The sequence below is a fragment of the Microbacterium sp. LjRoot45 genome, assembly GCF_964253325.1.
Classification (GTDB): Bacteria; Actinomycetota; Actinomycetes; order Actinomycetales; family Microbacteriaceae; genus Microbacterium.
Genome location: NZ_CAXUQM020000001.1, coordinates 561,669 through 574,243 on the forward strand (window position 1 = coordinate 561,669; position 12,575 = coordinate 574,243).

General features: G+C 70.1%; 11 protein-coding genes. 6 read left to right on the plus strand and 5 right to left on the minus strand.

Translation table 11 applies throughout. The features are described 5' to 3' along the window. Positions 1–10: 10 nt before the first annotated feature. Entirely contained in the window at positions 11–559 is a 549-nt protein-coding gene (locus ACSQ18_RS02490) for a DUF3817 domain-containing protein (RefSeq protein WP_436035482.1), read from the plus strand. Then, entirely contained in the window at positions 556–2,139 is a 1,584-nt protein-coding gene (gene guaA, locus ACSQ18_RS02495; RefSeq protein ID WP_436035484.1) for a glutamine-hydrolyzing GMP synthase, read from the plus strand. Before ACSQ18_RS02490 ends, guaA begins: the two co-directional genes overlap by 4 nt. A gap of 7 nt (positions 2,140–2,146) precedes the next feature. Here the strand turns inward: guaA and ACSQ18_RS02500 are convergent, their stop codons facing one another. Next, on the minus strand, positions 2,147–3,364 hold the full coding sequence (locus tag ACSQ18_RS02500) for a DNA polymerase domain-containing protein (RefSeq protein WP_436035486.1): 1,218 nt from the start codon (positions 3,362–3,364) through the stop codon (positions 2,147–2,149). A 138-nt stretch (positions 3,365–3,502) separates the two neighbouring features. Further along, on the minus strand, positions 3,503–4,435 hold the full coding sequence (locus tag ACSQ18_RS02505) for a Bax inhibitor-1/YccA family protein (protein ID WP_144807154.1): 933 nt from the start codon (positions 4,433–4,435) through the stop codon (positions 3,503–3,505). Positions 4,436–4,580: 145 nt separating this feature from the next. Here ACSQ18_RS02505 and ACSQ18_RS02510 point away from each other — a divergent pair, with 145 nt between their 5' ends. The 4 genes from ACSQ18_RS02510 to ACSQ18_RS02525 all read left to right on the plus strand — a co-directional run bounded on the left by ACSQ18_RS02510 (position 4,581) and on the right by ACSQ18_RS02525 (position 10,893). Continuing rightward, positions 4,581–5,588 carry a glycerophosphodiester phosphodiesterase family protein gene (locus ACSQ18_RS02510; protein ID WP_436035488.1) on the plus strand — a complete coding sequence of 336 codons (1,008 nt, stop codon included), beginning with the start codon at positions 4,581–4,583 and terminating at the stop codon, positions 5,586–5,588. Between the two features lie 44 nt (positions 5,589–5,632). Next, the gene (locus ACSQ18_RS02515; RefSeq protein WP_436035490.1) at positions 5,633–6,565 is read left to right on the plus strand and encodes an ABC transporter ATP-binding protein; all 933 of its coding nucleotides are present in this window, start codon (positions 5,633–5,635) and stop codon (positions 6,563–6,565) included. Further along, positions 6,562–7,638, plus strand: a complete 1,077-nt coding sequence (locus ACSQ18_RS02520) for an ABC transporter permease (RefSeq protein WP_436035491.1) — start codon at positions 6,562–6,564, stop codon at positions 7,636–7,638. The genes ACSQ18_RS02515 and ACSQ18_RS02520 overlap by 4 nt, the downstream gene beginning before the upstream one ends. 180 nt (positions 7,639–7,818) lie before the next feature. Beyond that, positions 7,819–10,893, plus strand: a complete 3,075-nt coding sequence (locus ACSQ18_RS02525) for a S8 family serine peptidase (RefSeq protein WP_436035493.1) — start codon at positions 7,819–7,821, stop codon at positions 10,891–10,893. 108 nt (positions 10,894–11,001) lie between these two features. Here ACSQ18_RS02525 and ACSQ18_RS02530 read toward each other — a convergent pair whose 3' ends face one another. Genes ACSQ18_RS02530 through ACSQ18_RS02540 form a run of 3 tightly spaced genes read right to left on the minus strand, consistent with a single transcriptional unit; the run spans position 11,002 to position 12,560 of the window. After that, the gene (locus tag ACSQ18_RS02530) at positions 11,002–11,400 is read right to left on the minus strand and encodes a hypothetical protein (RefSeq protein ID WP_436035494.1); all 399 of its coding nucleotides are present in this window, start codon (positions 11,398–11,400) and stop codon (positions 11,002–11,004) included. Between the two features lie 46 nt (positions 11,401–11,446). Then, positions 11,447–11,974 carry an N-acetyltransferase family protein gene (locus ACSQ18_RS02535; RefSeq protein WP_436035495.1) on the minus strand — a complete coding sequence of 176 codons (528 nt, stop codon included), beginning with the start codon at positions 11,972–11,974 and terminating at the stop codon, positions 11,447–11,449. A gap of 1 nt (position 11,975) precedes the next feature. Beyond that, positions 11,976–12,560, minus strand: a complete 585-nt coding sequence (locus ACSQ18_RS02540) for an alpha/beta fold hydrolase (protein WP_436035496.1) — start codon at positions 12,558–12,560, stop codon at positions 11,976–11,978. Between the last annotated feature and the right edge of the window lie 15 nt (positions 12,561–12,575).

Consider the following 12,575-nt stretch of genomic DNA (forward strand, 5'->3'; position numbering starts at 1 on the left):
ACTGGGTGGCATGCCGCAGCCCAAACTCGCCTCGTTTCCGGCGATCCGCGGGGCGCTGAAGTTCTACCAGATCGCCTCGATCATCACGGGTGTCGGTCTGCTGCTGCTCGTCACCGAGATGGTGCTGAAGTATTCGCCGCTCCACGTCGAACTCTTCGCCGGCGGCAGCGGTGGCTTCCTGTGGTTCGCCCCCGTCATCGTGGGCTACGACTGCCAGTGGTGGTCGCTGTTCGTTCCGGGCTCCACGACGTGCGAGATCACGTCGGCCGGCGACGGCCTCAACATCTCGCTGCTCATCCTCATCGCTCACGGCTGGTTCTACGTCGTGTACCTCTTCGCGTGCTTCCGCATCTGGAGCCTCATGCGCTGGGGCTTCCCGCGGTTCATCCTGCTGGCGCTCGGCGGCATCGTGCCGCTGCTGTCCTTCTTCATGGAGGCCCGCGTCGCCCGCGAGGTGCGCGGCTACCTCGCGCAGCGCGAGGCGGCGGAGGCCTCACCCGACGCCCCGCCCACCCCCGACGCCCCATCCACCCAGATCCCCACGGAGAACATGCGGTGACCACTCAGACCGAGACCGCCCAGCGGCCCGTCCTCGTCGTCGACTTCGGCGCGCAGTACGCCCAGCTCATCGCCCGTCGCGTGCGCGAAGCCGGGGTCTACAGCGAGATCGTGCCGCACACGGCCACCGCCGATGACGTCGCCGCGAAGAACCCCGTCGGGATCATCCTGTCCGGAGGTCCGTCGTCGGTGTACGAGCCGGGCGCCCCGTCGCTCGACCCCGGCATCCTGGAGCTCGGCATCCCGACGCTCGGCATCTGCTACGGCTTCCAGGTGATGGCGCAGCAGCTCGGCGGCGAGGTCGCGAACACCGGCTTGCGCGAATACGGCGCGACGGATGCCGTCGTGGCGAACGACGGCGGAGTGCTCCTGGGAGGGCAGCCGTCGCAGCAGAACGTCTGGATGAGCCACGGCGACCAGGTCTCGGCCGCCCCCGAGGGCTTCGAGGTGCTCGCCTCGACGGCCGCCACCCCCGTCGCCGCGTTCGGCAACGCGGAGCGGTGCTTCTACGGCGTGCAGTGGCATCCGGAGGTCAAGCACTCCGACTACGGCCAGGACGTCATCGTCAACTTCCTGCACAAGGCGGCAGGGCTCCCCGCCGACTGGACCAGCGGAAACGTCATCGCCGAGCAGGTGGAGAAGATCCGTGCGCAGGTGGGCTCCGGCCGCGTGCTGTCCGCGCTGTCCGGCGGTGTCGACTCCGCCGTCTCGACCGCGCTCGTCCACGAGGCGGTCGGCGACCAGCTCATCGCCGTGTTCATCGATCACGGACTGCTGCGCAAGGGCGAGCGGGAGCAGGTCGAGAACGACTACGTGGCATCCACCGGGGTGCGCCTCATCACGGTCGATGCGCGCGAGACGTTCCTGCAGGCGCTCGCCGGTGTCAGCGACCCGGAGGAGAAGCGCAAGATCATCGGGCGCGAGTTCATCCGCGCGTTCGAGAAGGTGCAGTCCGACCTGATCGCGGAGGCGGCCGCCGAGGGAGACCCGATCCGCTTCCTCGTGCAGGGCACGCTGTACCCCGACGTCGTCGAGTCCGGTGGCGGTGCGGGCACGGCCAATATCAAGAGCCACCACAACGTCGGCGGTCTGCCGGAAGACCTCCAGTTCGAACTGGTGGAGCCGCTGCGCACCCTCTTCAAAGACGAGGTGCGGGCGATCGGTCGCGAGCTGGGGCTGCCCGAGGTCATCGTCGCGCGTCAGCCGTTTCCTGGCCCCGGCCTCGGCATCCGGATCGTGGGTGAGGTCACCGCTGACCGCCTCGAGATCCTGCGTGACGCCGATGCCATCGCCCGCGAGGAGCTGACGAAGGCCGGCCTCGACGGCGAGATCTGGCAGTGCCCCGTGGTGCTGCTCGCCGACGTCCGCTCGGTGGGGGTGCAGGGCGACGGTCGCACCTACGGTCACCCCATCGTGCTGCGTCCGGTCTCCAGCGAGGATGCCATGACCGCCGACTGGACGCGGTTGCCGTACGACGTGCTGTCGAAGATCAGCAACCGCATCACCAACGAGGTGCGTGAGGTCAACCGGGTCGTGCTCGACGTCACGAGCAAGCCTCCGGGGACCATCGAGTGGGAGTGACGGCGCGTCAGCGCCTCGACGCCCACGGGTCGTAGTCCGCGAGCAGCTCCTCCTGCGGCGGCCGGTCGGCCTCCGGCACGTGCTGGAGGTTGATGCGCACGCGGTACCAGAGCGAGCTCGACCCGCGCATGCCGTCGAGGAGCACGTCGGCCGGGTGCAGCGCGTCGGCGACGGACGGATGCCGGTCACGCCACTGTGCGAGCGCGGCCTCCGCCTCGGGCTTCGTCCGGGTGCGCGCGATCTCCACGAGGGGCATGACCGACTCCCGGCGCCCCGTGGCGCTGCGTCCGCGGGGCGGCTTCTCCGCGGGTCCGAGCCGTTCGGCGAGTTGCAGGAGTCCGTCCAGCGGGCCGGCGGCATCGTCTATGCCGGCGTGGGGATCACCGCGTTCGGCGTAGCGCGCCGGGACCGACGTGACCGTGAACTCCTCCGGGCGGCGGACGCGCACCTCGTCCCAGTCGAGCGGCGTCGAGACGCGCGCATCGGGGAGCGCGCGCACCGAGTAGGCGGAGGCGACGGTGCGATCCTTCGCGTTCTGGTTGAAGTCGACGAAGACGCTCTCGCCGCGCTCCTCCTTCCACCAGCGCGCCGTCGCGAGGCCTGGCGCGCGCTCCGCGACCTCGCGGGCGAGACTCTCCGCCGCGAGCCTCACGTCGGGGTAGGTCCAGCCGGGTGTGAGACGCACGAGGATGTGCAGACCGCGTGAGCCGCTCGTCTTGGGCCACCCGACGAGTCCGTGGTCGGTGAGGACGTCTCGCGCGACGAACGCCGTGTCGACGATCTGGCCCCAGTCCACGCCCGGCATGGGGTCGAGGTCGATCCGCAGTTCGTCCGGATGATCGAGGTCTTCCGCGCGAACCGGATGCGGGTTGAGGTCGAGGCATCCGAGTCCGATCACCCACGCGAGGCCCGCGGCATCCCGGATCACCGTCTCTTCCGCCGACGTGCCCGACGCATAGTGGAGCGTCGCGGTGTCGATGAAGTCGGGCCTGCCGTCGGGCACGCGCTTCTGGAAGAACGGCTCCGCCGAGATGCCCTTCACGAACCGTTTGAGCACCATGGGCCGGCCGCCGGCGCCGCACAGCGCCCCGTCGGCGACGGCGAGGTAGTACTCGACGAGATCGAGCTTGGTGATCCCCGCCTGCGGGAAGACGAGCTTGTCGGGGCTCGAGATGCGCACCTCGTGCCCGGCGGCCTCGACGTGGGTCTCTGTGCGTGCTGCCACGGCCACACGCTAGCCCCGGCCGATGCCGTGTTGCCACCGCCTTGACACGCGGACCGTCGCGGCGGCGTGTCGACGGACGAGCGGATACGACGAAGGGCCGCCCGGATGCCGGACGGCCCTTCGCCTATGCGACCCGCGTCAGTTGCTGCCGCGGACGATCGCGATGATGCGGAGGATCTCGATGTACAGCCAGACGACGGTGACCATGATGCCGAAGCCGCCGAGCCAGCCGAACTCGCGCGGAGCGCCGTTGCGGACGCCCTGCTGGATGAGGTCGAAGTCCTGCACGAGCGAGTACGACGCGAGGAGGACGACGAACACGCCGATGATGAGACCGATCGGGATGTCGATGCCCATGATGCTCAGCTCGGCGCTGTACAGGCCGAACATGCCCTGCGTGACGCCGGTCCACATGAGGACGAGGTTGATGAGGCCGAAAGCGGCGTAGCCGAGCAGCGCGACGAGGAAGATCTTGTTGGCGCGGGCCGAGGCGCGCACCTTGCCGCTCGCGAAGAGGGCGAGGACGACGCCGACGACGGCGAACGTGGCGATCGCGGCCTGGATGACGATGCCGGGCCAGAGGAGCTCGAAGTAGGCGGAGATGCCGCCGACGAAGAGGCCCTCGAACGCGGCGTACGCGAAGATCAGCGCGGGGCGGATCTTCTTCCGCGACGTGAACGACACGACCATGGCGAGCACGAAGCCACCGAGCATGCCGATGATCCAGGGGAGGATCGTCACCTGCGACTCGCTGACCACCTGCGTGGGGCTGAACGCGCCGCCGAGGGTCCACACCCAGCCGACCACGGCGGTGACGAGCAGGATGGCGAACAGGCCGAGGGTCTTGGCGACGGTGTCTTCGACGGTCATGCGACCGGTCTGCACCGAGCCGGCCGGCGGTGCGGCGAAGGCGCCCTCGAGCTGGGCGTTGACGGCCGCGTCGGCCGCCTGGTGGGTCGCCGACGCGTACGCGGTCTGGGCGCCGGTCTGCTGCTGTGCGGACGGCGGAGTCAGGCCGGGGCGCTGCTCCTGGAAGGCCGGGTTGTTGAATGCGAAGTTGCCGGAGGCCATGGTCTCTCTCACTCCAAATAGGTGCACAGCGCTTTGCTGTGGATTCCAGCGTATCGGACCGTGTTTCCGGCGTCTCGGGGCGGTGCTGTGAGAGCGCCATGAAGCCCCTCGCCCTGAGCGAACACGCCGCCGATAGCCTGGGGGGATGCCGCGTCCCTCGCCGACTCGTCGACCCCTCGTGATCGGACACCGCGGCGCCCCCGGCTATCGTCCGGAACACACGCGTTCGTCCTACGAGCTCGCCTTCGCCGCTGGTGTCGACGCCGTCGAACCGGACGTCGTCTTCACGAAGGACCGGGTCGCGGTCGTGCGGCACGAGAACGAGATCGGCTCGACCACCGACGTCGCCGATCGCGCCGAGTTCGCCGCCCGCCGCACGACGAAGCCCGTCGACGGCGTGCCTCTCACCGGGTGGTTCACGGAGGACTTCACGTGGGAGGAGTTGGCGACCCTGCGCTGCCGGGAACGGCTGCCGCTGCTGCGCCCTGACAGCGCCGCCCACGACGGCACCGAACCGATCCTCCGCCTGCGTGACCTGTTCGACCTCGTCGAGGAGGCCTCCTCGCGCCACGATCGCGACATCGCCGTCGTGCTCGAGGTGAAGCACGCGGCGCTGTTCGCCTCGATGGGCTTCGACGTCGCCTCGCTCCTGCACACCGAACTGACGGATGCCGGGTGGGCCGCCGGCATCCATCCGCTCATCGTCGAGTCGTTCGAGCCGACGGTGCTCGCGCAGCTGAAAGCCCGTGGCATCCGGGCCGAGTTCGTCTTCCTCCTGGAAGCTGACGGGAAGCCCTACGACCTCGTGCTGGCCGACGGCCCGGCCGCGCCGACGTACCGGTCGATGCTCGAGCCGTCCGCGCTGGACGCGCTCGCCGCCGAGGTCGACGGAATCAGCGTCGACAAGCTCCTGCTGGTCGGGCCGCCGGGCGCGGCCGTGCCGACCCTCGTCGGCGAGGCGCACGCCCGAGGTCTCCGCGTATTCACCTGGACGTGCCGCCCCGAGAACGCGTTCCTCGAGCCGGAGTTCCGCTCGGGTGACGACCCCGCCGCGCACGGCGACTTCGCCGCGGAGTGGCGGCGGATCGCCGAGCTGGGGGTCGACGGTGTCTTCGTCGATCATCCCGACCTCGGGATGACCGCCTTCCGTTGACGCACGGTTGGCCGACGTCCACAGCGAGCGCATAGGGTGAGGCCATGACCACACCCGGCATCGTCGCCCGCGGAGTGCGCCGTTCTTTCGGCGACGTCCACGCCGTCCGCGACGTCTCGCTCGAAGCCCGCGAGGGCGCTGTCACGGGTCTGGTCGGACCCAACGGCTCGGGCAAGACCACCCTCCTGCTCATGCTCGCGTCGCTGCTCACTCCCGACGCGGGCGAAGTGCGCATCGGCGGAGTCGACCCCGTCGCCGACCCCGCGGCCGCGCGCGCCCTGCTGGGCTGGATGCCGGACGCGCTCGGCGCATGGGCCTCGCTCACGGCCCGCGAGACGATCGTGACGACCGCCCGCCTCTACGACCTCGATCGCGACGTCGCTCACGCGCGCGCGGCGCAGCTGCTGCAGGAGGTCGGTCTCACCGATCTCGCCGACGCACCGGCGCGCGTGCTCTCGCGCGGGCAGAAGCAGCGCCTCGGACTCGCTCGGGCGCTCGTCCACGATCCTCGCGTCCTGCTGCTGGACGAGCCGGCGTCGGGTCTCGACCCGCAGGCCCGCATCGACCTCCGGCTGCTGCTGCGCCGCCTTGCCGCCGACGGCCGCACGATCCTCCTGTCGAGCCACATCCTCTCGGAGCTGGAGGAGGTCGTCGACGACGCGGTGTTCCTCGTGCAGGGCGCCACCGTCAGCTCCGAGCGGGTCGCCGAGGCGGCCACCCGCGTCCGAACGTGGCGCATCCGACTCGCCGACCGCGACGCGACGGCCAGCGTGCTGCCGATCGCGCAGACTCTCGGGCTCGACGCCGCCCTCGTTCCCGTCGACCGCCGCGACGTCCTGGTGGGCTTCGATTCCGACGCCGCCGCCGCGACCGGCCTCGCCGCCCTCATCGGCGCCGGGCTTCCCGTCGCGGAGTTCTCCGCGGCGACGGGGCTCCTCGAACACACCTTCCTCGACCTCGAAGGGGGTGCGCGATGAACGTCGTCCGGCTGTGGACCATCGCGCGACTGGAACTCCTCCAGCGCGTGCGCACGGTGTCCTGGTACGTGCTCCTCGGGGTGTTCGCCCTCCTGCTCGTCGGAGCCACCGGGCTCGCCTTCCTGTCGTTCGGGGGTCAGGAGCAGACCGGTCCGGGCGTGTACTCGACCGTCGTCTACATCACGCTCCTCCTCGTGATCCTCGTCTCGCCCACCCTCAGCGGCAACAGCATCAACGGCGACCGGGATGCCGCGACCCTCGCGCCTCTGCAGGTCACCCTCGCCACGACGGCGGAAATCCTCCTCGGTAAGTTCCTCGCCGCCTGGATCACGGGGCTCGCCTTCGCCGCGGTCGCCGCGCCGTTCCTCCTCATCGCGACCCTGGCGGGTGGCGTGCAGGGGGCGACGGTGGCCGTGTCGCTGGTCGTGCTGATCGTGGAGATCGGCGTCATCGCCGCGATCGGGGTCGCTCTCAGCGGCATCCTTGCTCGTCCGCTGTTCTCGGTGGCGACGACCTATCTGGTGGTCGCCGCCCTCGCGATCGGCACGGTGATCGGCTTCGGGCTCATCGGATCGAGTATGACCTCGGAGGCGACCGTCTCGCAGCGCAGTGCCGTGTACGGCGACGACGGGCCGTTGTGCATCGACGACGCGACGACGTGCTGGGACGAGCCCGAGAAGATGGTCTGCGACGAGTGGACCACCGACACGCAGCCAACCATGAGGTTCGATCGCGTGTGGTGGCTGCTGTCGGCGAACCCCTTCGTCATCCTCGCCGACGCCACCCCGACGCAGTTCGACCGCTTCGGCAACCCGGAGGACGCGTTCGGCTACCTCAAGGTCGGTGTGCGCCAGACGCAGATCCCCCCGGACCTGGAGATCGTGTGGGACGAGTGCGCACCCTGGGACGAGGACCCGTACCCGACGGCGCAGGAGATCCTCGACCAGACGGTGCCGAGCTGGTTCGTCGGTCTCGGCGTGCAGCTGCTGCTCGCCGTGGCGCTGCTGGTCTGGGCCTACGCCCGCACCCGCACTCCCGCGCGTGCCCTGCCGCCGGGAACGCGCATCGCGTAAAAGTTCGTGTGAGAGTCCTCTCATACGGGTATCGTCCGCGTACGGCGGATGCATAGCCTCCTTTCAGCCCCTGCTCAACCACGCCGGGGTCTTGGTATGCAAAATGCACGCCCCTGCACGAAAGGCGGTTCCACCTTGCAACGACGCACTCTGGCAGCAGTAGGCGCGATAGCGCTCTTGTTGCCCTCGACCGCGGCCTTCGCCGCAACCGACGACGATCCGTCGTCGCGCTTCACGCAGTCCGATTCCCACGGCAGCGTCGACAGTTCCATCTCGGCCTCCGCCATCGGGTCCGACGGGCGCGTCACGGTCATCATCGAGATGACCGGCGATCCCGTGGCTGTCGTGCAGGCCGAGAAGGGGAGGGATCTCACCTCCTCGGAGCGCTCGTCCGTCAAGGGCAAGCTGAAGAAGGCGCAGGACTCGATCCGCGGTTCGATCACCGGCAAGGGCGGCAAGATCCAGGCCCAGATGCAGTCGGCGTACAACGGCATCCAGGCCTCGGTCCCCGCGTCGCAGCTCGACGCGGTCGCCGACCTGCCGGGCGTCGTCGCCATCCACCCCGTGCGAACGTACGAGCTCGACAACTCGGTCTCGGTCCCCTTCCTCGGTGTGCCGCAGGTGTGGGAGAACACGGGCTACACGGGCGAGAACGTGAAGGTCGCGATCCTCGACACCGGCATCGACTACACCCACGCGACGTTCGGCGGTCCGGGCACGGTCGAGTCGTACGAGGCCGCCGCGGCGACCTCCGACCAGCCGGCCGATCCCGCCCTCTACGGTCCGAACGCGCCGCGCGTCAAGGGCGGCATCGACCTCGTCGGCGACGACTACAACGCCGACCCCAACAGCGACTCCTACCAGCCGGTCCCGCACCCCGACGACAACCCGCTCGACTGTGAGGGCCACGGCTCGCACGTCGCCGGTACGGCCGGCGGCTCGGGCGTGCTCGCTGACGGCTCGACCTACACCGGCGCCTACGACTCGACGACCTCGTCGAACGAGTTCCGCGTCGGTCCGGGTGTCGCGCCGGAGTCCGACCTCTACGCCGTCCGCGTCTTCGGCTGCGACGGCTCGACCGATGTCGTCGTCCCGGCCATCGACTGGGCCGTCGCCAACGGCATGGACGTCATCAACATGTCGCTCGGTTCGTCGTACGGGCGTGGGGACGACCCGGATGCCGTAGCCGCAGCGAACGCTGTGGGTGCCGGTGTCGTCGTCGTCGCCTCGGCAGGCAACTCCGGCCACAACCCGTACCTGACGGGCTCGCCGGGCACCGGTGACGGCGTGATCGCGGTCTCGGCGGTCGACAGCACGGAGAGCTTCCCGGGAGCGGAGATCACGGTCGGCGGCAACACCGTCGAGGCGATCAACGCCAACGGCGCGTCGCTCGAGGGCATCGGCGACCTCACGGTCGTGCGCGTCACCGACGACCCGGCGACCTCGGAGAACGAGGCGCTCGGATGCTCGGTCGAAGCCTTCACCAAGGCGGGGATCGTCAGCGGCGGCAACCAGCTCGCGGTGGTCTCGCGCGGCACGTGTGCCCGCGCCGCGAAGCCGATCTTCGGTCAGCAGGCGGGTGCGGCTGCGGTCGTCATGGTCAACACCTCCGACGACCTCCCGCCCTACGAGGGTCAGATCACGTCGAACCCCGACACGGGTGACGAGTTCCTCGTCACGATCCCGTTCCTGGGTGTCCGCTCCTCCGACGGCGCCGACCTGACGGCCGGTGCCACGGCGTCCATCGCCGCCGCGACGATCACGAACCCGGGCTTCCGCGGCTATGCGTCGTTCACGTCGGCGGGTCCGCGCTCGGGCGACAGCGCGATCAGCCCTGACGTGGCAGCTCCCGGCGTCTCGATCTCGTCGGCTGCTGTCGGCACGGGCAACGGTGCGGCGATCCTGTCCGGCACCTCGATGGCGGCCCCGCACGTGGCCGGTGTCGCGGCGCTGACGGTGCAGTCGCACCCGAAGTGGACGGCTCCGCAGATCTCGGCGGCCATCGTCTCGACGGCCGACCCCGACAAGGTGGCCGGTCAGAGCCTCACGATCGGCGGCCTCGGTCTCGTCGACACGGCCCAGGCCGTGGCGACGCAGGTCACCGCGACGGGCGACGCCTTCCGCACCGAGAGCGGCTGGGCGCGCGAGTCCGCGCTGAGCTTCGGTTTCCAGGAGTCGGCGCTCGGGTTCGGCGGCGTCAAGACGGTCACGCTGACCAACCACGGCAAGAAGTCGGTCACCTACACGGTGTCCTCGACGCCGTCGGAGCAGTCGGCCAAGGCCTCGGTGAAGTTCAGCACCAAGAAGGTCACCGTTCGGGCCGGCGGCACCGCCAAGCTCGTCGTGGCCGTCGCGGGCGCCGCGAAGGACGTCCCGACGTCGGTGCTGAGCGACGATCAGTTCGCCTTCTACGAGATCTCGGGCGATGTCGTCCTGACCTCGAAGGACTCGACGCTGCGCGTGCCGTACCTGCTGGTGCCGCGCTCGAACAGCAAGGTGAGCGCGAACGTCTCGACCCTGTTCTCCCACCGAGACAAGATGAAGGACACCACGAAGAAGATCTCGCTGCGGAACACGCTCGGCGCGCTGGATGCCGGGGCCGACGTGTACACGTGGGGTCTTTCCGACAAGAAGGACGTCTCGAAGGCGATCGTCGACACCGGGTACGACCTGCGGGCCGCCGGCGTGCAGTCGTTCGCCCAGGGTGACGACCACCTGCTGGTCTTCGCCGTGAACACGCACAAGCGCTGGTCGAACGCCGCGAGCAACGAGTTCGACGTCGTCCTCGACGTCGACGGCGACGGCGAGCCCGACTACATCGTCTTCTCGTACGACTCCGGCGCCGTGCGTGCCGGAAGCGTCGACGGTGTGGCCGAGGTGTTCGTGCAGGAGATCGCCACCGGCGCTCTCGCGGCCACGGGCTTCCTCGCGCAGGCTCCCACCGACAGCAGCACCATCCTGCTGCCGGTCTGGGCCAGCGACGTGGACGTCTCGGGCGAGTTCGACTACACCGTGCAGTCGTTCAGCCTGACCAACAGCGGGACGGACGCGTTCTCCGGAACGGCGACGTACGACCCGACGGCACCGGCGATCAGCAACGGCCAGTACGCCACCGTCCCCAAGCGGGGCAAGGCGACGGTCGAGGTCGAGGTCGACGCCGACGCCTACAAGGCGCAGAAGCCGCTCGGCTCGATGGTGGTCGTCTTCGACAACCAGTCGGGTGCGGGTGAGGCGCTGCTGCTGAAGGTCAAGTAAGGGGCTCCCCAGCCCGAGGGGGCGGTGCGCGACGCACCGCCCCCTCGGTGTGTCCGCCGGCAGGCGGCCACGGTGCCACGGCAGGCGCGAGCCTCGGGCCGAGCGAGGTCAGCGCGTGCAGAGCTTGAGGTCGGTGCCCTCGCCGAAGCGATAGTCGTAGCTCGTGCCGTCGACCGCCACGACCACGCGCATCCCGTCGATGATCGCCTGCGTGTACGACTGGCCGGGCTCGGCGCACCCGAGCGAACCGTCGGAGAAGGTCACCTGCTCCGACGACACGACCGTCGCCTCTCCGGTCACGCCCCGTGCCGCCAGGTCGTCCTGGATGGCCGTCCACCGATCGGCGGGCACGGCGGCGGGGGTGCCCGAAGGGCCTACCGCTCCCGGTGTCGTCGTCTGGAACGGCGGTCGGGAGGAGGACTGATCGGGCATCGGTGCTCCTGTCGCACAGGCGGTGAGGACGAGGGCGAGGGCGACCGCGGATGCCGCGGCGAGACGTCTGCGCATGGTGACTCCTGACGATCGCAGCCAGGTTAGGACCGTCGGCTGAGGATCAGCGGGGAGTCGGCTCGCCGGCATCCAGGGTCAACTGCAGGAAGGTCAGATCGAGCCACCGGCCGAACTTCGTCCCCACCTGTGAAGCGGTGCCGACCTGCACGAAGCCGAGGCGCTCGTGGAGCGCGATCGAGCCGGTGTTGCCCGCGTCGACCCCGGCGATGAGCACATGGATGCGGGCCGAGCGCGCCCGGCCGATGAGCGCCTCCATGAGGCTGCGGCCGAGCCCCCGGCCCCGCTGGTCGTCGCGGACGTACACCGAATGCTCCACGGTGTGGCGGTAGCCGTCGTGCGGACGCCAGGGGCCGTAGGTCGCGTAGCCGATCGCCTCGTCGTCGGCGTCGACCGCGACGATCACGGGGTGACCGGCGGACTGGCGAGCGGTCATCCAGGCGACGCGGTCGGCGGCATCCACCGTCGCGTCGTTCCAGATGGCGGTCGTGTGAGCGACGGCGTCGTTGTAGATCGCGGCGATGGCCTCGCCGTCGCGCGGCTCGGCGTCCCGCAGGCGAGGCGCGGAGGTCACGTCAGTCCCAGTCGAGGTAGTCCTCGATGACGGCGGCGGCCTCGCCCGCGTGCGTCGCGGCGAAGAGGTGCCCGGCCCCGTCGATGGTCACGAGGCTCACGAGGCCTGGGGCCGCGTCTCGGAGCGCCTCGCCGTTCGCGGGCGGAGTGATGTCGTCGTCGGCGCCCTGCAGGACGAGAACGGGGATGCCGTCGGCCAGCTCTGCCTCGGCCGGAACGTCGCTCTCGACGGCGAGGAGGAGCACGCCGTTGACCCGGTCGTGGTGCGCGCGGGCGACGGCCCGGGCGACCGTGCCGCCGAAGGCGTGCCCGCCGACCCACGCGTCGGCGATGCCGAGGTGGTCCATGACATCGACGACGTCCTGTGCCGCTTCGAGGAGGGTCGTGCCCTCGTCGGCGCCGGAGTGGCGGGAGCCGACGCGCACGATGCGGAAGTCCTCCTCCAGCATCACGTGCGCAAGCGTCCCCAGGTGCACGGGGTCGATGCCCTTGCCGGGAACGAGGACGAGCGCCGGGCCCGACCCCTCGTCGACGTAGGGGACGGCGCGGCCGTCGGGCTCGAAGATGTGGCGGTCTGTGTCAGTCATGGATCCCTCTCGCGC